Consider the following 20,828-nt stretch of genomic DNA (forward strand, 5'->3'; position numbering starts at 1 on the left):
TACAGTTTATTACGCTTCGTCGCCGAACCAGCAAATATTACGGGCAGCCATAATCAGCTCACCGGCTTTTTCGTCGGTCAACCCTTCGATATCAGCCAGATCATCAATGCCCTGTTCAGCGAGATCTTCCAGCGTACAAACACCACGGGCCGCCAGTTTGAAGGCCATCTCACGATCCAATCCTTCCAGATTCAGCAGATCGTCAGCCGGTTTGTTATCACCGAGGCTTTCTTCCTGGGCCAGTGCCAGAGTGGTCAGTGCGTTTTTAGCACGCTCGCGCAGCGCTTCAACGGTCTGTTCATCCAGGCCGTCAATTTCCAGCAGCTCTTTCATTGGCACGTAGGCCAGTTCTTCCAGCGTCGCAAAACCTTCTTCCACCAGAACGGTCGCGAAATCTTCATCGATATCGAGATATTTGGTGAAGGTATCGATGGCTGCATGTGCTTCAGCCTGATGCTTCGCCTGCAGGTCATCAACGGTCATCACGTTGAGTTCCCAACCGCTCAGTTGTGAAGCCAGGCGGACGTTCTGACCATTACGTCCAATCGCCTGAGCCAGGTTACCGGCTTCAACCGCGATATCCATGGTGTGCTTGTCTTCATCCACCACGATAGAAGCAACGTCTGCTGGCGCCATTGCGTTAATCACGAACTGCGCCGGGTTATCATCCCACAGGACGATATCGATACGCTCGCCGCCCAGTTCGGTAGAAACCGCCTGAACGCGCGCACCGCGCATACCAACACAGGCGCCGACCGGATCAATACGCTTGTCGTTGGTCTTAACGGCGATTTTCGCACGCGATCCCGGATCACGGGCAGCCGCTTTAATTTCGATAACTTCTTCGCCAATTTCCGGTACTTCAATGCGGAACAGCTCAATCAGCATTTCCGGTTTGGAACGGGTTACAAACAGCTGCGCACCGCGCGCTTCCGGGCGTACAGAGTACAGAACACCACGAATACGGTCACCTGGGCGGAAGTTTTCACGCGGGAGCATGTCTTCACGCAGGATAACAGCTTCAGCATTGCTGCCCAGATCCAGAGAAATGTTGTCGCGGTTTACTTTCTTTACCACACCGGTGACGATTTCGCCTTCGTGTTCGCGGAACTGATCGACAACCATTGCGCGTTCAGCTTCACGTACTTTCTGTACGATAACCTGTTTCGCGGTCTGGGTGGTGATACGGTCAAAGGTGACAGATTCAATCTGATCTTCAACATATTCGCCCACGTTCAGACTTTCGTCTTCGAAGCGTGCCGCTTCCAGCGTAATTTCTTTGGTCGGCTGAGTAACTTCTTCTACGATTACCCAACGACGGAAGGTATCGAAATCACCGCTTTTACGATCGATTTCTACGCGAACGTCGATCTCTTGCTCATATTTTTTCTTTGTTGCTGTAGCCAGCGCACTTTCCAGTGCTTCAAAAATTTTCTCGCGTGGCAGCGCTTTTTCGTTGGATACGGCTTCAACAACAGCCAAAATTTCTTTGTTCATCGCGGGCTTTTCACCTCAATCCAGACTGTTAAAAGTGGGGAACCAGGTTCGCCTTCTGGATATTACTCAGCGCGAACACTTCATCTTTGCCTTCGACTGTGACCGTGATCATCTCACCGTCCACCGCTTTGATAACGCCCTGCCATTTACGACGGTTTTGTACCGCCATACGAAGAACCAGCGTGACTTCTTCACCCAGGAAACGCACGTAGTGTTCAGCTGTGAACAGAGGACGGTCGAGACCCGGAGAGGAGACTTCCAGGTTATAGGCAACGGTGATTGGGTCTTCGACATCCATCACGGCGCTTACCTGATGGCTCACATCAGCACAATCATCAACATTGATGCCATCTTCACTATCAATATAGATGCGCAGTGTGGATGTGCGACCACGAATAAATTCGATGCCGACCAGTTCGTAGCCCAGGGCTTCAACTGGCGCTGTAATCATCTCTGTTAATTTTTGCTCTAATGTGGACAAGCCCACCCCCAAGACATAAAAAAAGGGCCTAAAGCCCAGTTATTCTGTAGTCAGATAACAAAAAACCCCGATAAATCGGGGCTTTAGATAACTGAACCCTATAACCGCACCTGCGGTTCGGAGAACCTTCCGAAAGAATTTTTTTCAAATCCAGCTACGAAGGCCTAAGTCTTCACAGTATATTTGAAAAAGAACTCTAAGGGAAAGTGGTTGCGGGGGCCGGATTTGAACCGACGACCTTCGGGTTATGAGCCCGACGAGCTACCAGGCTGCTCCACCCCGCGCCTGAAACGTGGCAAATTTTACTCGTTTTGGGTAAAAAATGCAAATACTGCTGGGATTTGGTACCGAGGACGGGACGTAAAATCTGCGCACAGTATATTGATTCACTATGCGTTATGTCAACCTTGTTACGACTATGCAAATCAATGAATGCTGCCCAGCGCTAGCCCAGCAAGATAAATATGCCACCCACGCCGTTATTTAACGAAATTATCACTAAACTCTTCCTGTCATCCAGAAAAGATGATTAAATGAAAACTCATTTATTTTGCATAAAAATGCAATTAGCATAATAAGCGACCTCTTCACCAGTCTATCAAGCAGGGTTTTATTTTATGACGACGATTCTCAAGCATCTCCCGGTAGGTCAACGTATTGGTATCGCTTTTTCCGGCGGCCTGGACACCAGTGCAGCACTGCTGTGGATGCGACAAAAAGGGGCTGTCCCATATGCATATACTGCGAATTTGGGCCAGCCGGATGAGGATGACTATGACGCCATTCCTCGCCGTGCAATGGAATATGGTGCTGAGAATGCTCGCCTGGTAGATTGCCGTAAGCAGCTCGTTGCCGAAGGGATCGCTGCCATTCAGTGCGGTGCATTCCACAACACCACTGGCGGACTGACCTACTTCAATACCACCCCGCTGGGCCGTGCCGTGACCGGCACCATGCTGGTTGCCGCCATGAAAGAAGATGGCGTAAATATCTGGGGTGACGGTAGCACCTATAAAGGTAACGATATTGAACGTTTCTATCGTTACGGTCTGCTGACCAACGCCGAACTGCAGATTTATAAACCATGGCTGGATACCGATTTTATCGATGAACTCGGCGGTCGCCATGAGATGTCCGAATTTATGATTGCCTGTGGTTTCGACTACAAGATGTCCGTTGAGAAAGCGTACTCAACAGACTCCAATATGCTCGGGGCGACCCACGAAGCAAAAGATCTGGAATTCCTGAACTCAAGCGTCAAAATCGTCAACCCAATTATGGGCGTGAAGTTCTGGGATGAGAGCGTGAAGATCCCGGCAGAAGAAGTGACCGTGCGTTTTGAACAGGGTCATCCGGTTGCACTGAACGGTAAAACCTTCAGCGACGACGTTGAGATGATGCTGGAAGCCAACCGTATCGGCGGCCGTCACGGTCTGGGTATGAGCGATCAGATTGAAAACCGTATTATTGAAGCGAAGAGCCGTGGCATTTATGAAGCCCCGGGGATGGCGTTGCTGCATATCGCCTACGAGCGTCTGCTGACCGGCATTCACAACGAAGACACCATCGAGCAGTATCACGCGCACGGTCGCCAGTTGGGTCGTCTGCTGTATCAGGGTCGCTGGTTCGACTCTCAGGCGCTGATGCTGCGTGACGGTCTGCAGCGTTGGGTTGCCAGCCAGATTACCGGTGAAGTGACGCTGGAACTGCGCCGTGGTAATGACTACTCGATCCTCAACACCGTATCTGACAATCTGACTTATAAACCAGAACGTCTGACGATGGAAAAAGGCGATTCCGTATTCTCTCCGGACGACCGTATCGGTCAGTTGACCATGCGTAATCTGGATATCACCGATACCCGCGAGAAGCTGTTCGGCTATGCGCAGTCTGGTCTGCTGACCGCTTCTTCCACAACCGGCCTGCCGCAGGTTGAGAATCTGGAAAATAAGGCGAAGTAAAGATACACCATCTTAAGGCCGCGAAAGCGGCCTTTTTTATGTGCGGAATGTAGGCCTGATAAGCGTAGCGCCATCAGGCGTTGTAATAATGTCGGATGACGGCGTAAACGCCTTATCCGACCTACAGGACAGCCACAAATAACAGACGAAAAAAAAGACGCTTTGCAGCGTCTTTTTTTTTGGAATTTGGTACCGAGGATGGGACTCGAACCCACAAGCCCGTTAGGGCACTACCACCTCAAGGTAGCGTGTCTACCAATTCCACCACCTCGGTACAGAATACTTAGCGTGGGATATCGCTGGTCGGCTGAGCCGGAGCAGCTGGCTGAGTTTGCTCGGTTTTCGCCGGTGCGCTCAGATTTTCCCACTCACTTCCTTTATTGGTCTTGTTGCTGTTCATGTTACCCAGCACCAGACTGATGATGAAGAACAAGGTTCCCAATACAGCTGTCATACGGGTCATGAAGTTACCAGAACCACTTGAACCAAACAGAGTACCAGAAGCGCCTGCGCCAAAAGAGGCTCCCATATCAGCGCCTTTGCCTTGCTGCAGCATGATCAAGCCTACCAGGCCAATTGCCACAATAAGGAAAACTACTAAAAGAGCTTCGTGCATAATCAACCTGTTCCTTGCGGAGTTGCCGCGTACAATGCTTCGACCATTAAAGCAGGAATATTTACTGTTTCCCACTGAAGCGGGTGTGAATACTAACCAAAGCGAATAACCTTCGCAAGGGCAATTTGTTAGCATTGTATCAACTGCGGAAAAAATCGCCACATCAATCAAAAACGCAGCAATTTCTCCCAGCATCTCTGCATGACGGCGCGTTGATCGTCAAGATTCGCCCATACCACAACAGGGATTTCACAAATCAGATCTGCATTTTCTGGCCAGCAGTGAATAATTTGCTGATTCACCAACTCTTCCGCCACCATCGATTCAGGTAACCAGGCCATTCCCATATGGCGCAACACCATTTCTCGTATCGTTTCGCTTAAACCACTCTCAAACACTTTTTTCAACCGTGGTCGCACTCGTTGTTCTGCCAGCTTAATAATACGTCTGACAAAGGTATAGTCGCTGTAACATAGCCAGGGGATCGGGGTATGCGGATCGTCCAGCGTATCCACCAACTGTGCAGAAATCACAGGAATAAATCGCTCATACCGCCATAGTGAACGTTTTAACCCTCCGGCAATCTCCAGCCCTGGTTGTGAAGAGGGTAAATCGTAAGTCACCAGCATATCAATTTGCCGGTTTATCAGGGCATTGAAGTGGTTGTCTATCCCCTGGATACTGGCGTTTACCGTAAAGTTTAACTGCGGCTCACTCTGTCGCAGGTAGTTGATCATATCCGGCAGGATATTCACCGACAGCGTATGCAGGCTGACCATCACCAGCGTGTTATCCGTTGCTGGCGTCATCGCCGACAGCTCATGGCGTGCCTCTGTTAACGTACTGAGGACGTGCCGGGCATAAGGTTCAAAGCGTTCACCATAGCGCGTCAGCGTGACGGGGGTCGTTGTCCGATCAAACAAAGGCACGCCCAGCACCTCTTCCAGCGACTTTATACGCCGACTCAGCGCAGGTTGAGTAATATGCCGCTGCGCCGCGGCCTGAGAGTAGTTTCCATGCTGGCTCAAGGCCAGAAAATCTTCCAGCCACTTACAATCCACGTTGTGCTCTCCGCCATGCCATAACCGCATCCTCCAATAACAAATCGGTAATAGTCATAGTTATAGTAATGGCTTTATGGTGGGCATCATAACAACAATATTCCGTTTCACCTGCCGACTCTCACCTTCGACGTTTGACAGGACCGCTATGTTTACTTTATTGACCAATGCCCGTGTTTTTTCTCCTGAGGATTTAGGCCTCTGCTCCCTGCTCATTCATGCCGACCGAATTGTGGCGGTAGAAAAAGATATTTCATTGTTTGATGGCGTCAACGAGGTCATCGATTGTCGGGGTAAATGGGTTATCCCTGGCATCATCGATCAGCATGTTCATCTTACCGGTGGCGGTGGCGAAGCCGGATTTGCCAGTCGGACACCCGCCGTCAAGCTGCGCGATCTGATTCAGGCGGGTATTACCACGGTGGTTGGCGTGTTAGGCACCGATGCCATTTCTCGTTCGCCCAAAGATCTCTACGCTAAAATGCAGTCTCTCAACCTTGAGGGATTACGCGCGTTTATGCATACGGGAGCCTACGCCGTTCCCAGCCCAACCATTACGCGATCCATCCGCGATGATATGGCCTTTATTCCGGCAATTCTTGGTGTAAAAATCGCCCTCGCCGATCACCGCGGTTCTTACCCCTCTTTCCAGGAGTTGCTGAGGATAGTGAGCGATATTCGCGTCGCTTCCCTGCTGGCAGGGAAAAAAGGCTTGCTGCATGTGCACCTGGGGAATCTGCCGGAAGGGATGTCGCAACTTATTGAGTTGTGTGATGCGGGTATTCCGATTCACCATATTTCACCGACCCATGTTGCAAGAACAGAGCCCTTGTTCGAACAGGCTATTGATTTCGCCCATCGCGGCGGCCATATCGATGTTACGTCCGGTGGCAGTCGTTTTATGCCTCAGGAGCAAGCGATTCTCCACGCACTCGAAGCACAGGTTCCGGCGGAGCGCATCACGATCAGTTCTGACGGCAATGGCAGCGTTCCGCGCTTTAACGCTCAGGGTATCGTTGAAGGTTTAAGCGCGGCACCGGTCGCAGGCAATCTTAACCTACTTCCTCGCCTGATTGATGTCGGTATTCCGGTGCCGCAGGCCATCGCAATGTTGACGGCAAACGTTGCACGCTCGCTGGGTATTTCCGGGGGCGTGCTCTGCGCCGGAGAACGTGCCGATATCTGTGTACTCAATGATGACCTCTCGCTGGCCCATCTGTTTGCCGCGGGTAAACCGTTGCTGCGGGATGGCGAGTGCCTGGTTACCGGCAACTTCGAGTAAGGGGGCAAGAATGTCATTACTACTGGCGCTAATCGCCATCATTTTTGCCGGACGTCTGATCCTCAAAAAATATCACCCCCAGTCGGTACTGTTATTGACCGGGATTGTGCTGTTGCTTATCGCGCATTTTAGTGGAATGACCTCACTCAGTGGTCTGGTGAAAAAGAGCACCGGATTTGGCCCCTTTGACGCCTTTGAGTTTATCCGCGATACCCTGAGTGTGCGTCTCGGCGGCCTCGGGCTGCAAATTATGCTGATTGGTGGTTTCGCCACGTACATGTCAGCCATTGGCGCAAGCCAGGTACTGGTTCGGGTAACATCTCGTCCTTTACAACGGCTGAACTCGCCTTATCTGCTGCTGGGACTGGCACTGCTATTAGGCCAATTCCTGTCGCTGTTTATCAGCAGCGCCACCGGATTGGGTCTGCTGTTGATGGCGACGCTTTACCCATTGCTTACCCGTCTTGGCTGTAGCCGCGCCGCAGTTGCCGCAGTTATCGCCAGTACCTGTGCGGTTGAGTTTGGCCCAGGATCCGGCAACTCGGTTCTCGCCGCCAAAACCGCAGGTATTGAGGTGGTAAACTATTTTGTGCAGGATCAGTTGCCGATCGTTGTGCCCGTCATTCTTTTCATCGCCCTGTTGCATATTGTTGTGCAACGCTTTTTTGACCGTCGGGAAAGTGGCGACAATGCAGCTCAGCAGATGCAGACATTAACGGCAACTGATGAAGCCGACGCACCTATCGCCTGGCTGTTTCTGCCTATGCTGCCGCTGGTATTGATGTTGGTGTGTAGCGATTTAGTATTTAGCTCGCTTAAGATTACGCTGGATACCGCCGTACTGATAAGCCTCGCTATTACGCTGGTTTGTGAGTACTGCCGTCATCGCAAAGCGCGCGAGGTGATGGCTGGCGTACAAAAGGTTTTCGACAGCATGGGCAGCGTTTTTGCCACCGTCGTGACGCTGATTATCGCCGGTGAAGTTTTTTCCGCCGGGCTGAAATCCATTGGCGCCGTCGACGCGCTGCTGTCGCTTTCTGGCGAATTTGGCCTCAGCGCAGCCTCTATTATCCTGCTGATGACCCTAATCACCTTCGCAATTTCAGCGCTGATGGGCTCCGGGAATGCGGCATTTTTCTCCTTCGCCCCCATGGTGCCGGACATCAGCCGTCATATCGGTAGCGATATCGCAGTCATGATGTTGCCTATCCAGATATCGGCGGGTATTGGTCGTACGTTATCGCCGATTGCCGGCGTCATCATTGCTATCGCAGGGATTGCAGGCGTCTCGCCTGTGGATATTGTTAAGCGCACCGCGATTCCGATGCTGGGCGGTTGGCTACTGATGATTGCGCTAACCTTTGCCCGGTCTGGGCATTTGCTGGCGGTTCTGCCGTGGCTGGCAGTCCTTGTACTACTGATGGTCGGTGGTTATTTCTGGCAGCGCCGACGTAAACAGCCGCTTGCCGTATAGTAAAAAAAAGCCGGAGTCTCAGACTCCGGCTCTCACTTTCTTCGGGATTACGCCGCTTTCACAGCATCGGCAATACGGTGGGCGAATTCAGTCACCTGTGCTTCGTCTTCACCTTCAACCATCACACGAATTAACGGTTCGGTACCAGACTTACGCAGCAGGACGCGTCCACGGTTACCAAGTGCCGCTTCCACTTCCGCCATCACCGCTTTCACATTTTCATGTTCCAGCGGATCGCCGCTACCTGCGGTGTAACGTACGTTAACCAGCAGCTGTGGGAACATTTTCATGCCGCTGCACAGGTCGTGCAAACTCATATGGTTGCGCACCATCGCCGCCAGCACCTGCAGGCCCGCCACGATGCCGTCACCAGTGGTGGTTTTGTCCAGCAGGATCACATGACCAGAGTTTTCGGCACCGATACGCCAGCCTTTTTCCTGCATTTTTTCCAGCACATAGCGGTCGCCAACTTTCGCCCGAGCAAAAGGAATACCCAGCTGTTTCAGCGCCAGCTCGAGGCCCATGTTGCTCATCAACGTACCTACCGCACCACCACGCAGCTGTCCCTGACGCAGGGCTTCACGGGCGATGATGTACATGATCTGATCGCCATCGACCTTATTGCCTTCGTGGTCAACCATAATGACGCGGTCGCCATCGCCGTCCAGTGCAATACCCAGATCGGCTTTTTCCGCAATCACGCGCGCCTGCAGGGCACGGACGTCAGTGGCGCCGACTTCTTCATTGATGTTCACACCGTTTGGCTCACAGCCAATGGCAATCACGTTTGCACCCAGCTCACGCAGTACATTTGGTGCAATGTGGTACGTTGCACCGTTAGCGCAATCCACCACAATTTTAAGCTCACTCAGACTCAGTTCGTTCGGGAAGGTGCCTTTGCAAAACTCGATATAGCGACCGGCAGCATCAACGATACGGGTAGCTTTACCCAGTTCAGCCGAGTCCACGCAGGTGATCGCTTTTTCCATTTCGGCTTCGATAGCTTCTTCAACCGCATCCGGCAGTTTGGTCCCATCGATGGAGAAGAATTTAATCCCATTGTCATAGAATGGGTTGTGCGAAGCGGAGATAACAATCCCGGCCTCAGCACGGAAAGCACGCGTCAAATAAGCAACGGCAGGTGTTGGCATTGGCCCTGTGAATGAGGCTGAGAGTCCGGCGGCTGCCAGGCCCGCTTCCAGCGCGGACTCCAGCATATAGCCGGAAATACGCGTATCTTTACCGATAATAATTTTACGTGAACCATGACGAGCCAGCACTTTCCCTGCAGCCCAGCCCAGCTTGAGCACAAAGTCAGGAGTAATTGGGGCATCACCTACGCGACCGCGGATCCCATCAGTGCCAAAATATTTACGATTACTCATAGCGTTTTTTTTCCTTTGCAGACAATGTGGCTTCCACCACACGCATCGCTTCTACGGTTTCTTTGACGTCATGGACACGAACGATCTGCGCCCCCTGCATTGCGGCAATCACCGCGCACGCAAGACTACCGCTCAGGCGTTCAGATGGCCCCACATTCAGTAACTGACCGACCATTGATTTTCGTGACATCCCAACCAGCAGCGGCAGATTAAAATGATGAAACTCCGCCAGACGTGCCAGTAATGTGTAGTTGTGAGTGAGATTTTTACCGAATCCGAACCCGGGGTCGAGCAACAATTTATCTTTTGTGATTCCAGCCCGCTCGCAACGTGCTATTTGCTCAACAAAGTAACGATCTACCTCAGCAAAAACATCCTCATACTTTGGCGCTTCCTGCATGGTTTTCGGCTGCCCCTGCATATGCATCAGGCAAACCGGCAATCCGGTCTCCGCTGCGGCTTCCAACGCTCCAGGCTCCGAGAGTGAGCGAATGTCATTGATGATATGCGCGCCAACCCTGGCGCATTCGCGGATCACTTCGGGCTTTGAGGTATCAACCGAAATCCACACTTCAAAACGCTGAGCAATCGCCTCCACCACAGGGATCACTCGCTGCAACTCTTCTTCCACACTCACATCAGCCGCGCCCGGACGCGTGGACTCACCACCCACATCAATGATAGTCGCCCCGGCGTTAATCATCAGGTTTGCGTGTTTTACCGCCTCAACCAAAGAGTTGTGCGCTCCACCATCGGAAAATGAGTCTGGCGTGACGTTCAAAATCCCCATGACGTGCGGATGGCTGAGATCCAGTGAAGAACCCTGAGCAAAGAGTTTCATAGTTTTATCCCTGGTAAAATCTTGAATATGCAGATAAGAAAAACCCCGGAGCAAGCCCCAGGGTTTTCAATTAAAACACGGTCATCATCAACGATAACTTATTTGTCGCCCAGTTGCTCTGACATAGTGCCAGAGTCCGGCGCACGCGGTTCATCAACCGGACGCGGTGCATTCGGCTTGCCGGTGCTGCCAGAGTTGTTGTTAGAAGAACCCGGTTCTTCCCAACCCGCAGGCGGACGCACATCGCGGCGAGCCATCAGATCGTCAATCTGCGGCGCATCGATAGTCTCATATTTCATGAGCGCATCTTTCATCGAGTGCAGAATGTCCATGTTTTCGTTCAGCAAACGACGTGCACGGTCATAGTTACGCTCAATCAGCAGTTTAACTTCCTGATCGATAATGCGAGCGGTTTCATCGGACATGTGTTTCGCTTTCGCCACAGAACGTCCCAGGAACACTTCGCCTTCTTCTTCAGCGTACAGCAACGGACCGAGTTTATCGGAGAAGCCCCACTGAGTAACCATGTTACGCGCCAGGTTAGTCGCGACTTTAATGTCGTTCGACGCACCGGTAGAAACATGTTCAGCACCGTAGATGATCTCTTCCGCCAGACGGCCACCGTACAATGTGGAGATCTGACTTTCCAGTTTCTGACGGCTGGCGCTGATTGCATCGCCTTCAGGCAGGAAGAAGGTCACACCCAGCGCACGACCGCGCGGGATAATCGTCACTTTGTGCACCGGATCGTGTTCCGGCACCAGGCGACCGATAATCGCGTGGCCTGCTTCGTGATACGCGGTAGATTCTTTCTGCGCTTCCGTCATCACCATGGAGCGACGTTCCGCACCCATCATGATTTTGTCTTTCGCTTTTTCGAACTCAACCATCGACACTACGCGCTTGTTGCCACGAGCAGCAAACAGCGCCGCTTCGTTGACCAGGTTCGCGAGGTCCGCACCGGAGAAGCCAGGCGTACCACGTGCAATGATTGCCGCATCGATATCCGGAGACAGCGGCACGCGACGCATATGCACTTTCAGGATCTGTTCACGACCGCGAACGTCCGGCAGACCAACCACAACCTGACGGTCGAAACGGCCTGGACGAAGCAGTGCAGGGTCAAGAACGTCCGGACGGTTAGTCGCTGCGATAACGATAATACCTTCGTTACCTTCGAAGCCGTCCATCTCAACCAGCATCTGGTTCAGCGTCTGTTCACGTTCATCGTGACCACCGCCCAGACCTGCGCCACGCTGGCGGCCTACGGCGTCGATTTCATCGATGAAGATGATGCACGGTGCCGCTTTTTTGGCTTGTTCGAACATGTCACGCACACGAGATGCACCGACACCCACGAACATTTCCACGAAATCAGAACCGGAAATTGTGAAGAATGGAACCTTCGCTTCACCTGCGATAGCTTTCGCCAGCAGGGTTTTACCCGTACCCGGAGGACCGACCATCAGGACGCCTTTCGGGATTTTACCGCCCAGTTTCTGGAAACGGCTCGGTTCGCGCAGATACTCAACCAGCTCAGCGACTTCTTCTTTTGCTTCGTCACAACCCGCAACGTCAGCAAAAGTCGTTTTGATCTGATCTTCCGTCAGCATGCGCGCTTTGCTCTTGCCGAACGACATGGCACCTTTGCCACCACCGCCCTGCATCTGACGCATGAAGAAGATCCAGACACCAATCAGCAGCAGCATTGGGAACCAGGAAATGAAGATAGAAGCCAGCAGGCTCGGCTCTTCAGGTGGTTCGCCAACAACCTTGACGTTTTTGGTCAGCAGGTTATCAAGCAGCTTCGGATCGTTAACCGGGATGTAGGTCGTGTAACGGTTACTATCTTTCTTGGTAACGTTAATCTCACGTCCGTTGATCTTCGCTTCACGAACCTGGTCCTGATTGACCTCTTGCAGGAAGGTAGAGTAATCAACCTTACGGCCATTAGACTCGCTGGGCCCAAAGCTCTGGAATACTGACATCAGCACAACGGCAATGACCAGCCAGAGAATTAGGTTTTTCGCCATGTCACTCAAGGGATTAACCTCATATTACAACTGTGTTAAAAACAGCGTCAGGATACTCTATATCCAGTTTCTTTCAAACTTTCGTTTGAAATCTGCCGGTTATGGTTTACGCCCGGTCGCTACAATATACACTTCACGCGAACGGGCGCGAGAAGAGTCCGGCTTACGAACTTTGACCTTCGTAAACAGGGAGCGAATCTCTCTTAGATACTCATCGAAGCCTTCGCCCTGGAACACCTTCACTACAAAACTACCACCTGGCGCTAATACATCACGAGCCATTCCAAGCGCCAGCTCTACCAGATACATGGCCCGGGGAATATCCACCGCCGGTGTTCCACACATATTTGGCGCCATATCAGACATGACAACTTGTACTTTACTGTCACCTACGCGTTCAAGTAACGCTTTCAGGACTAATTCATCACGAAAGTCGCCCTGAAGGAAGTCCACACCAACGATTGGATCCATAGGTAAAAGATCGCAAGCGATAATGCGGCCGGTGTTGCCGATCTGCGTAACTGCATATTGCGACCAGCCACCGGGTGCAGCACCGAGATCAACTATCGTCATCCCCGGTTTAAAAATTTTGTCACTTTGCTGTATTTCATCAAGTTTAAACCAGGCACGGGAACGTAACCCCTTTTTCTGCGCCTGTTGAACATATTTATCGCTAAAGTGTTCCTGAAGCCAGCGACTCGAGCTGGCAGAACGCTTTTTACCTGTCATTTCACATTCCCAAAGGGCAGTTCATCGTAACCAATGGTGTAAATTTCTACACAGCTATTTGGTGATATATGGGAGATGGCGGTAGAATGACCCGTTTTCAATCCCAACGTAAGCAAAAATATACGATGAATCTGAGTACTAAACAAAAACAGCACCTGAAAGGTCTGGCACATCCGCTCAAGCCTGTAGTTATGCTTGGCAACAATGGTTTGACCGAAGGGGTACTGGCCGAGATTGAACAAGCGTTAGAGCACCATGAACTTATCAAGGTGAAAATCGCCTCGGAAGATCGCGATACTAAAACCTTGATCGTGGAAGCTATCGTACGCGAAACCGGCGCCTGTAATGTGCAGGTCATCGGCAAAACGCTGGTACTGTATCGCCCGACTAAAGAACGTAAAATCTCGCTGCCACGCTAAGAATATCCCAAAGTTGAACACGAAGTTTGTGTAAAACGCGGGGTTTTCCGCTAGCAGGAGAGCAAAATGCCACGCTCTCTTCGTTGATAAAAGGCCGCTATGCGGCCTTTTTCCTTTCTTTACAATGTATCAACATCTTAACCAAGATGCGAATTACAGGTATTCTACTTTCGTCACTTCATATTCCACTTCGCCGCCCGGCGTTTTGATAACCACGACGTCATCCTGCTCTTTACCGATAAGGCCACGAGCGATAGGCGAGTTCACTGAAATCAAGTTCTGTTTAAAATCGGCTTCATCATCGCCGACAATACGCCAGGTCTGCTCTTCATCGTTATCGAGATTCAACACGGTAACCGTCGCGCCGAAAACAACGCGGCCATTGTTCGGCATTTTAGTAACGTCGATTACCTGCGCGTTGGACAGTTTAGCCTCGATATCTTTAATGCGTCCTTCGCAGAAACCCTGCTGTTCGCGCGCCGCGTGATACTCCGCGTTCTCTTTCAGGTCGCCGTGCTCACGCGCTTCAGCGATAGCGGCAATAATTTCAGGACGGCGCACAGATTTCAGAAAATCCAGCTCTTCGCGCAGTTTTTCAGCACCACGTAAGGTCATCGGGATAGCTTGCATTTGTTATACCTCTTGAACATTCCTGTAGGGGGCAGTTGCTCTCACCCCGGCTGCTAAGCCCACCCTGGCGAATGTCATGCCAGAGTCAGAAGCAAAAAAATACCGACCCGGGGCTCAAGGTCCCAGGTCAGCTACAATTCTCTATTTGATGATCATTTTACCCTGGAGTTCCTTATGGGTCATCGTTTACTTTTTGGGGCGTTGCGCCGTAGTATGACGGCCTGTTTCCAGGTTGTTAGCGCGAGATTATGCGATTTTCCAGATTTACCATCGGATTGACTGCCAGTATAGCGTTCAGCGTTCAGGCTGCGAACGTCGACGAGTATATCAATCAGCTCCCTGCCGGGGCCAACCTCGCCCTTATAGTACAGAAGGTTGGCGCACCTGCACCCGCTATTGATTTTCATAGCCAGCAGATGGCGCTGCCGGCCAGTACCCAGAAAGTGATCACCGCGCTGGCGGCATTGATTCAGCTCGGGCCTGACTTTCGTTTTACCACTACGCTTGAGACTAAAGGCAACGTGGAAGGCGGCGTATTGAAAGGTGACTTAGTGGCACGATTTGGTGCTGATCCGACGCTAAAACGCCAGGATATTCGCAATATGGTGGCAACCCTGAAAAAATCAGGCGTGACGCAAATTGCCGGAAATGTCCTGATCGACACCTCTATTTTCGCTAGTCATGATAAAGCGCCCGGTTGGCCCTGGAACGACATGACGCAGTGTTTTAGCGCACCGCCCGCAGCGGCTATTGTCGATAGAAACTGTTTCTCGGTTTCACTCTACAGCGCGCAAAAACCCAACGATCTCGCCTTTATTCGCGTGGCATCTTATTACCCAGTCACCATGTTCAGTCAGGTGCGTACTCTCGCCCGAGGTTCTGCGGAAGCGCAATATTGTGAACTGGATGTGGTTCCCGGCGATCTCAACCGCTATACGCTGACCGGATGCCTGCCCCAACGAGCCGATCCGCTGCCGCTGGCGTTCGCCATTCAGGACGGAGCCAGCTATGCCGGGGCGATTATCAAAGATGAGCTAAAACAAGCAGGTATCACCTACAGCGGTACGCTGCTGCGCCAGACGCTGGTCAACGAGCCGGGAACGGTGGTCGCCAGTAAGCAGTCAGCGCCACTGCATGACCTGCTTAAGATTATGCTGAAAAAATCGGACAACATGATTGCCGATACCGTTTTCCGTATGATTGGTCATGTCCGATTTAACGTGCCAGGCACCTGGCGGGCGGGTTCTGATGCCGTACGCCAGATTTTGCGTCAGCAGGCGGGCGTTGATATCGGCAACACCATTATTGCCGACGGTTCAGGCCTCTCCCGGCATAACCTGATTGCCCCGGCAACCATGATGCAGGTGCTGCAATATATCGCTCAACACGATAACGAGCTGAACTTTATCACTATGCTGCCGTTGGCGGGGCACGACGGCTCCCTGCAATACCGTGCGGGTCTGCATCAGGCTGGTGTGGATGGCAAAGTATCGGCGAAGACAGGCTCGCTGCAAGGAGTCTATAACCTTGCTGGCTTCATTACCACGGCAAGCGGCCAACGCATGGCATTCGTGCAGTATTTGTCTGGTTATGCGGTAGAGCCAGCTGATCAGCGTAATCGCCGTATTCCGTTGGTGCGCTTCGAGAGCCGGTTGTACAAGGATATTTATCAGAACAATTAGATTTTGAAGATGCCGGATGGCGCTTACGCTTATCCGGCCTACGCAAACTGGAAACAAAAACCCCGGCAACATGGCCGGGGTTTTTCATGCGATTAACGCTTGTAGATGAACTCGACGCCTTCGTCGTCTTCTTCGTCCCAATCGTCATCCCAGTCATCTTCCGCTTCGTCTTCGACTTCAGCAAGCTGCTGGCGGTGATAATCATCCCACATGAACTCAACTTTCTCTGGCTGTTTCGCTTCTTCAGCCTGAACAATCGGGTTCTCGATGATAAAGGTCATCACATCCCAGCAAAGATCCTTCACGCCCAGCTGGCTGGCGGCAGAGATCAGGTAATATTTACCTTCCCAGCCCAGCGCTTCGGCGATCGCTTTCGCTTTCTCTTCCGCTTCAGCCTTGTCCATCAAATCAATTTTGTTGAACACTAACCAGCGCGGTTTAGATGCCAGATCCTGACTGTATTTTTCCAGTTCGCCAATAATGATACGTGCGTTTTCTACCGGATCGGAACCGTCAATCGGATCGATATCGATGAGGTGCAGCAACACGCGGCAACGTTCCAGATGTTTCAGGAAGCGGATACCCAGGCCAGCGCCTTCAGCCGCGCCTTCAATCAGCCCCGGAATGTCGGCCACAACGAAGCTCTTTTCGTTGTCCATACGCACCACGCCCAGGCTCGGCACCAGGGTGGTGAAGGGATAATCAGCGACTTTCGGCTTCGCCGCAGATACTGCACGGATAAACGTCGATTTACCGGCGTTTGGCATACCCAGCATACCCACGTCTGCCAGCAGCATCAGCTCCAGCATCAGATCGCGCTTATCACCCGGCGTACCCATTGTTTTCTGACGCGGAGTACGGTTAACCGATGATTTGAAACGGGTGTTGCCCAGACCATGCCAGCCGCCTTTAGCGACCATCAGACGCTGACCGTGTTTGGTCATGTCGCCCATGGTTTCGCCCGTGCCCTGATCGATAACACGCGTACCAACAGGCACTTTAATCGTGACGTCTTTGCCACGCTTACCGGTGCAATCACGGCTCGCGCCATTCTGACCACGTTCCGCACGGAATGATTTTTCAAAACGGTAATCGATCAGCGTGTTCAGGTTTTCGTCGGCTTCCAGCCAAACGTCACCACCGTCACCACCATCACCACCGTCCGGACCGCCTTTTGGGATGTACTTTTCGCGGCGGAAGCTGACGCAACCATTACCGCCATCACCTGCAACGACCAGAATCGATGCTTCATCAACAAACTTCATTTTACTCTCCGTAAATCATTCGCCTGAGCGGGGTTGCGAAACCACCGTTTCATGCTTACGTAAACCGCCCCAAATTCGATGACCAATGGCGGAATACATCGCGCCCGCAACCACGATAAACGCACCGAGATAACCTAATAGGTTTAGCATCGGTCTGGCGAAGAAATCGGGCCAGGCCAGTGATAATAAATCTGAAAATAACAACGTAAACAGCGGTGTGAGCGTGATAATAGCGCTCACCTGCGCCGCCTGCCAACGCGCCATCGCTTCCGCAAGAGCGCCGTATCCTACCAGCGTATTCAGGCCGCAGAATACCAGGCATGCCAGCTGCCAGTCGCTGAGCTGCGTGATGACACCGGGTTTAGCCAGCGGCAACAACGCTATCGTACATAAAGTGTACAGTAAAAACAGGATCTGCGGTGATGCCAGGCGGCGCAATAACACCTTTTGCGCGACCCCATAGCTCACCCAGACCATCGCCGCACCGACACCAAAGATAACGCCCCAGGTGTAATCGGTGAGTCGGGTAAAAATTTCGATCAGACTGGTATTAAAAAACAGGACCAGGCCGCTCAGAAGCATAATGGCGCCAATCACCTGCGTGCCGCGCATCTTTTCTTTCAGGATAAAGACGCTGGCGATCATCATACCAACCGGTGACAGCTGACCGATAACCTGCGAAGCCGTTGGGCTCAAATACTGCAAGGATGAACTAAACAGAATGAAGTTACCGAACAGCCCACCGGTTGCGATAGCCAGCAACACCAGCCAACGCGCTTTGCGAAAAATACGCAATGGAGGGAGCTTTTTTTTAACCGCAAGAATAGCGCCAAGGCCAACGCTTGCCATTAAAAAACGGTAGAACACCACGGTAGGAGGCTCCATCACCTCCAGCACTTGCTTCATTGCTATTGGCAAAGCCCCCCAACATACTGCCGTTGTGAGTGCTAACAGAATACCAATGCCTGCCTGTTGCTTCATGCCGTATTCCCTGCAAGGGCTCGTTTCCGGGTTGTCACGGCGTGACGAGCGTATTTACCGGCCGTCGAATGTAAAAAGCCCCGCAACGTGTTGCGGGGCTTTTATCCGTTACCGGGACGCGAAAAACTTATTCAGCAACGATGCTGATGAATTTACGGTTTTTCGGGCCTTTCACTTCAAATTTCACTTTACCGTCTGCTTTAGCAAACAGAGTGTGGTCTTTGCCGCAACCAACGTTAGAGCCAGCGTGGAATTTAGTACCACGTTGACGAACGATGATGCTACCAGCCAGAACTGTTTCACCGCCGAAGCGTTTTACGCCCAGACGTTTAGCTTCTGAATCGCGACCGTTACGAGTCGAGCCGCCAGCCTTTTTATGTGCCATTTAATCTGCTCCCCTTAACTTAAGCGCTGATGCCAGTGATTTTCACATCAGTGAACCACTGACGATGGCCCTGCTGCTTACGGTAGTGTTTACGACGACGAAACTTAACAATTTTAACTTTCTCGCCACGACCGTGAGCAACAACTTCAGCTTTGATAACGCCGCCATCAACGAAAGGAACGCCGATTTTGACTTCTTCACCGTTTGCGATCATCAGAACTTCTGCGAATTCAACAGATTCGCCAGTTGCGATGTCCAGCTTTTCCAGGCGAACGGTCTGACCTTCGCTTACTCGGTGTTGTTTACCACCACTTTGGAAAACCGCGTACATAAAAAACTCCGCTTCCGCGCACACCTTTTTGATGATTCAGAGTGCGCTATAAATATTCACAATAGGGCGCGAATATTACGCAAAACGCGAGCCTTTGACAAGTGCTACCGTCAATACATGAAGAAAAAAAACACAACACGTACGGTAACGTTTATCTACGGCGTTTTTTCAGTACAATCAGCATATATTTATAACCCTAAACCCGACGTTACCTTCTCATACAGTAAGGTAATCGGGGCGAGAAGCCCGGCTTTTGCGATGAATTTAGAAAAAATCAATGAGTTAACCGCGCAAGATATGGCGGGGGTCAATGCGACAATCCTTGAACAGCTCAATTCTGACGTTCAGTTGATCAATCAACTGGGGTACTACATCGTTAGCGGTGGCGGAAAACGCATTCGCCCAATGATCGCCGTCCTCGCAGCGCGGGCCGTTGGTTACCAGGAAAATGCGCACGTTACGATTGCGGCCCTCATCGAGTTTATCCACACAGCGACCCTGCTGCACGATGATGTTGTGGATGAGTCAGACATGCGCCGTGGGAAAGCTACGGCAAATGCGGCGTTTGGTAATGCGGCCAGCGTGCTGGTTGGCGATTTTATCTATACCCGCGCATTTCAGATGATGACTAGCCTTGGCTCGTTGAAAGTGCTGGAAGTCATGTCGAAAGCAGTCAACGTCATCGCCGAAGGTGAAGTCTTGCAGCTGATGAACGTCAACGACCCAGACATCACCGAAGAAAACTATATGCGCGTCATCTACAGTAAGACGGCGCGGTTGTTTGAAGCGGCAGCCCAATGTTCAGGCATTCTGGCTGTCTGTAGCGAAGAACAAGAAAAAGGGTTGCAGGATTATGGCCGTTATCTCGGCACAGCTTTCCAGTTAATTGACGATTTGCTGGATTACAGCGCAGATGGCGAGCAGTTGGGTAAAAACGTCGGTGATGACCTCAACGAGGGTAAACCTACGCTGCCGCTGCTGCATGCCATGCGCCACGGTACTCCAGAACAAGCGCAAATGATCCGCCAGGCCATTGAGCAAGGTAATGGTCGTCACCTTCTGGAGCCGGTTCTTGAAGCGATGAACGCCTGTGGTTCCCTGGAGTGGACGCGCCAACGTGCAGAAGAAGAGGCAGATAAGGCCATCGCTGCGTTGCAGGTGCTGCCTGATACGCCGTGGAGAGAAGCGCTGATTGGTCTGGCACATATCGCCGTACAGCGCGACCGTTAATTCCCTACAGCATCCTCCCTCATCCCGTGCTCTGCACGGGATTTTTTTATAAGTTCTAGTAACCCCCCCACTCTCCTCCGGATAATCACGCAGCACCTTGGCATATTCTGAATATACAGACACTTTACATGAACATTTTAGAACATTCGTTCTTCGGGCGTTATAGTGTCGCCACAACCGATCGTGGAACCGTAAGTCGTTAACCAAAGGAGAGATGAATTTATGGAAAACAAGCTGATTGACTGGCATCCGGCCGACATCATCGCCGGACTGCGCAAGAAAGGGACCTCAATGGCCGCTGAATCACGTAAAAATGGATTGAGTTCATCAACGTTGGCAAATGCGTTAACGAGACCATGGCCAAAAGGTGAGTTGATTATCGCCCGGGCACTGGGAACTGATCCCTGGGTGATTTGGCCGTCACGCTATCACGATGCCAAAACGCATGAGTTCATCGACAGAACGCGGATGATGAGGAGTCGCAGAGAGAAAAAGAATCCGGAATGAACATTGAGCTGTAACCCCCGGCCAACTGAACTGGGGGT

Annotated in this window: 20 protein-coding genes and 2 tRNA genes; 7 read left to right on the top strand and 15 right to left on the bottom strand. The window is 51.7% G+C overall.

What is annotated here, in order from left to right; translation table 11 throughout:
• Window positions 1-9: 9 nt before the first annotated feature.
• From nusA to OGV98_RS02940, 3 genes are all read right to left on the bottom strand, one after another.
• Window positions 10-1,497 carry a transcription termination factor NusA gene (nusA, locus tag OGV98_RS02930; RefSeq protein ID WP_003024992.1) on the bottom strand — a complete coding sequence of 496 codons (1,488 nt, stop codon included), beginning with the start codon at window positions 1,495-1,497 and terminating at the stop codon, window positions 10-12.
• Window positions 1,498-1,525: 28 nt separating this feature from the next.
• Window positions 1,526-1,978 carry a ribosome maturation factor RimP gene (gene rimP / locus OGV98_RS02935; protein WP_003024996.1) on the bottom strand — a complete coding sequence of 151 codons (453 nt, stop codon included), beginning with the start codon at window positions 1,976-1,978 and terminating at the stop codon, window positions 1,526-1,528.
• 207 nt (window positions 1,979-2,185) lie between these two features.
• A tRNA-Met gene (locus OGV98_RS02940) sits at window positions 2,186-2,262 on the bottom strand.
• Between the two features lie 333 nt (window positions 2,263-2,595).
• Between OGV98_RS02940 and argG the strand changes: the two genes are divergently transcribed.
• A complete protein-coding gene (gene argG / locus OGV98_RS02945; protein WP_003024998.1) occupies window positions 2,596-3,939 on the top strand; it encodes an argininosuccinate synthase in 1,344 nt (447 codons plus the stop codon).
• 187 nt (window positions 3,940-4,126) lie between these two features.
• Here argG and OGV98_RS02950 read toward each other — a convergent pair.
• The 3 genes from OGV98_RS02950 to OGV98_RS02960 all read right to left on the bottom strand — a co-directional run bounded on the left by OGV98_RS02950 (window position 4,127) and on the right by OGV98_RS02960 (window position 5,616).
• Window positions 4,127-4,213: transfer RNA gene (locus OGV98_RS02950), tRNA-Leu, on the bottom strand.
• 9 nt (window positions 4,214-4,222) lie between these two features.
• Complete coding sequence (secG, locus tag OGV98_RS02955) at window positions 4,223-4,555, bottom strand: preprotein translocase subunit SecG (RefSeq protein WP_003025000.1); 333 nt, start codon at window positions 4,553-4,555, stop codon at window positions 4,223-4,225.
• Window positions 4,556-4,722: 167 nt separating this feature from the next.
• Window positions 4,723-5,616, bottom strand: coding sequence for a LysR family transcriptional regulator (locus OGV98_RS02960; RefSeq protein ID WP_202580963.1), 894 nt, complete (start codon window positions 5,614-5,616; stop codon window positions 4,723-4,725).
• A gap of 148 nt (window positions 5,617-5,764) precedes the next feature.
• Between OGV98_RS02960 and iadA the strand changes: the two genes are divergently transcribed.
• Together iadA and dcuC are read left to right on the top strand one after the other, a co-directional pair.
• Entirely contained in the window at window positions 5,765-6,898 is a 1,134-nt protein-coding gene (iadA, locus tag OGV98_RS02965) for a beta-aspartyl-peptidase (protein WP_121572055.1), read from the top strand.
• Between the two features lie 10 nt (window positions 6,899-6,908).
• Window positions 6,909-8,372 (top strand): C4-dicarboxylate transporter DcuC, encoded by a 1,464-nt coding sequence (gene dcuC / locus OGV98_RS02970; RefSeq protein WP_071697980.1) that lies wholly within the window; start codon window positions 6,909-6,911, stop codon window positions 8,370-8,372.
• Window positions 8,373-8,419: 47 nt separating this feature from the next.
• Here dcuC and glmM read toward each other — a convergent pair whose 3' ends face one another.
• The 4 genes from glmM to rlmE all read right to left on the bottom strand — a co-directional run bounded on the left by glmM (window position 8,420) and on the right by rlmE (window position 13,360).
• The gene (glmM, locus tag OGV98_RS02975; protein ID WP_003025008.1) at window positions 8,420-9,757 is read right to left on the bottom strand and encodes a phosphoglucosamine mutase; all 1,338 of its coding nucleotides are present in this window, start codon (window positions 9,755-9,757) and stop codon (window positions 8,420-8,422) included.
• Window positions 9,750-10,598 (bottom strand): dihydropteroate synthase, encoded by an 849-nt coding sequence (folP, locus tag OGV98_RS02980; RefSeq protein ID WP_003025010.1) that lies wholly within the window; start codon window positions 10,596-10,598, stop codon window positions 9,750-9,752. Before folP ends, glmM begins: the two co-directional genes overlap by 8 nt.
• Window positions 10,599-10,696: 98 nt before the next feature.
• A complete protein-coding gene (gene ftsH, locus OGV98_RS02985) occupies window positions 10,697-12,631 on the bottom strand; it encodes an ATP-dependent zinc metalloprotease FtsH (protein ID WP_058842408.1) in 1,935 nt (644 codons plus the stop codon).
• Between the two features lie 99 nt (window positions 12,632-12,730).
• Window positions 12,731-13,360, bottom strand: coding sequence for a 23S rRNA (uridine(2552)-2'-O)-methyltransferase RlmE (gene rlmE, locus OGV98_RS02990; RefSeq protein WP_003025015.1), 630 nt, complete (start codon window positions 13,358-13,360; stop codon window positions 12,731-12,733).
• A 125-nt stretch (window positions 13,361-13,485) separates the two neighbouring features.
• On the opposite strand from rlmE, the gene yhbY reads away from it, so the two are divergent.
• The gene (gene yhbY / locus OGV98_RS02995) at window positions 13,486-13,779 is read left to right on the top strand and encodes a ribosome assembly RNA-binding protein YhbY (protein WP_003025016.1); all 294 of its coding nucleotides are present in this window, start codon (window positions 13,486-13,488) and stop codon (window positions 13,777-13,779) included.
• 153 nt (window positions 13,780-13,932) lie between these two features.
• Here yhbY and greA read toward each other — a convergent pair whose 3' ends face one another.
• Window positions 13,933-14,409 (bottom strand): transcription elongation factor GreA, encoded by a 477-nt coding sequence (gene greA / locus OGV98_RS03000; RefSeq protein ID WP_003025019.1) that lies wholly within the window; start codon window positions 14,407-14,409, stop codon window positions 13,933-13,935.
• A gap of 248 nt (window positions 14,410-14,657) precedes the next feature.
• Here greA and dacB point away from each other — a divergent pair, with 248 nt between their 5' ends.
• Window positions 14,658-16,091: a serine-type D-Ala-D-Ala carboxypeptidase gene (gene dacB, locus OGV98_RS03005; protein WP_138827967.1), complete on the top strand. Its 1,434-nt coding sequence runs from the start codon at window positions 14,658-14,660 to the stop codon at window positions 16,089-16,091.
• Between the two features lie 92 nt (window positions 16,092-16,183).
• Here the strand turns inward: dacB and cgtA are convergent, their stop codons facing one another.
• The 4 genes from cgtA to rplU all read right to left on the bottom strand — a co-directional run bounded on the left by cgtA (window position 16,184) and on the right by rplU (window position 19,053).
• Window positions 16,184-17,356 (bottom strand): Obg family GTPase CgtA, encoded by a 1,173-nt coding sequence (gene cgtA / locus OGV98_RS03010; RefSeq protein ID WP_003025024.1) that lies wholly within the window; start codon window positions 17,354-17,356, stop codon window positions 16,184-16,186.
• Window positions 17,357-17,371: 15 nt separating this feature from the next.
• Window positions 17,372-18,337 carry a DMT family transporter gene (locus OGV98_RS03015; RefSeq protein WP_003844844.1) on the bottom strand — a complete coding sequence of 322 codons (966 nt, stop codon included), beginning with the start codon at window positions 18,335-18,337 and terminating at the stop codon, window positions 17,372-17,374.
• A 127-nt stretch (window positions 18,338-18,464) separates the two neighbouring features.
• A complete protein-coding gene (gene rpmA, locus OGV98_RS03020) occupies window positions 18,465-18,722 on the bottom strand; it encodes a 50S ribosomal protein L27 (RefSeq protein ID WP_003025030.1) in 258 nt (85 codons plus the stop codon).
• A gap of 19 nt (window positions 18,723-18,741) precedes the next feature.
• On the bottom strand, window positions 18,742-19,053 hold the full coding sequence (gene rplU, locus OGV98_RS03025) for a 50S ribosomal protein L21 (RefSeq protein ID WP_003025032.1): 312 nt from the start codon (window positions 19,051-19,053) through the stop codon (window positions 18,742-18,744).
• Window positions 19,054-19,311: 258 nt separating this feature from the next.
• Here rplU and ispB point away from each other — a divergent pair, with 258 nt between their 5' ends.
• Complete coding sequence (gene ispB / locus OGV98_RS03030; RefSeq protein ID WP_286551021.1) at window positions 19,312-20,283, top strand: octaprenyl diphosphate synthase; 972 nt, start codon at window positions 19,312-19,314, stop codon at window positions 20,281-20,283.
• 222 nt (window positions 20,284-20,505) lie between these two features.
• Complete coding sequence (gene sfsB, locus OGV98_RS03035; RefSeq protein ID WP_003839952.1) at window positions 20,506-20,790, top strand: DNA-binding transcriptional regulator SfsB; 285 nt, start codon at window positions 20,506-20,508, stop codon at window positions 20,788-20,790.
• Window positions 20,791-20,828: the final 38 nt, after the last annotated feature.

Source organism: Citrobacter sp. Cf136, from assembly GCF_030333815.1.
Classification (GTDB): Bacteria; Pseudomonadota; Gammaproteobacteria; order Enterobacterales; family Enterobacteriaceae; genus Citrobacter; species Citrobacter freundii.

Coding starts and splice junctions, on each gene's coding strand:
- folP (WP_003025010.1), bottom strand. CDS start 10,598: ATGAAACTCTTTGCTCAGGGTTCTTCACTGGATCTCAGCCATCCGCAC.
- secG (WP_003025000.1), bottom strand. CDS start 4,555: ATGCACGAAGCTCTTTTAGTAGTTTTCCTTATTGTGGCAATTGGCCTG.
- iadA (WP_121572055.1), top strand. CDS start 5,765: ATGTTTACTTTATTGACCAATGCCCGTGTTTTTTCTCCTGAGGATTTA.
- dcuC (WP_071697980.1), top strand. CDS start 6,909: ATGTCATTACTACTGGCGCTAATCGCCATCATTTTTGCCGGACGTCTG.
- dacB (WP_138827967.1), top strand. CDS start 14,658: ATGCGATTTTCCAGATTTACCATCGGATTGACTGCCAGTATAGCGTTC.
- ispB (WP_286551021.1), top strand. CDS start 19,312: ATGAATTTAGAAAAAATCAATGAGTTAACCGCGCAAGATATGGCGGGG.
- cgtA (WP_003025024.1), bottom strand. CDS start 17,356: ATGAAGTTTGTTGATGAAGCATCGATTCTGGTCGTTGCAGGTGATGGC.
- glmM (WP_003025008.1), bottom strand. CDS start 9,757: ATGAGTAATCGTAAATATTTTGGCACTGATGGGATCCGCGGTCGCGTA.
- rpmA (WP_003025030.1), bottom strand. CDS start 18,722: ATGGCACATAAAAAGGCTGGCGGCTCGACTCGTAACGGTCGCGATTCA.
- argG (WP_003024998.1), top strand. CDS start 2,596: ATGACGACGATTCTCAAGCATCTCCCGGTAGGTCAACGTATTGGTATC.
- yhbY (WP_003025016.1), top strand. CDS start 13,486: ATGAATCTGAGTACTAAACAAAAACAGCACCTGAAAGGTCTGGCACAT.
- OGV98_RS03015 (WP_003844844.1), bottom strand. CDS start 18,337: ATGAAGCAACAGGCAGGCATTGGTATTCTGTTAGCACTCACAACGGCA.
- rplU (WP_003025032.1), bottom strand. CDS start 19,053: ATGTACGCGGTTTTCCAAAGTGGTGGTAAACAACACCGAGTAAGCGAA.
- nusA (WP_003024992.1), bottom strand. CDS start 1,497: ATGAACAAAGAAATTTTGGCTGTTGTTGAAGCCGTATCCAACGAAAAA.
- rlmE (WP_003025015.1), bottom strand. CDS start 13,360: ATGACAGGTAAAAAGCGTTCTGCCAGCTCGAGTCGCTGGCTTCAGGAA.
- sfsB (WP_003839952.1), top strand. CDS start 20,506: ATGGAAAACAAGCTGATTGACTGGCATCCGGCCGACATCATCGCCGGA.
- greA (WP_003025019.1), bottom strand. CDS start 14,409: ATGCAAGCTATCCCGATGACCTTACGTGGTGCTGAAAAACTGCGCGAA.
- ftsH (WP_058842408.1), bottom strand. CDS start 12,631: ATGGCGAAAAACCTAATTCTCTGGCTGGTCATTGCCGTTGTGCTGATG.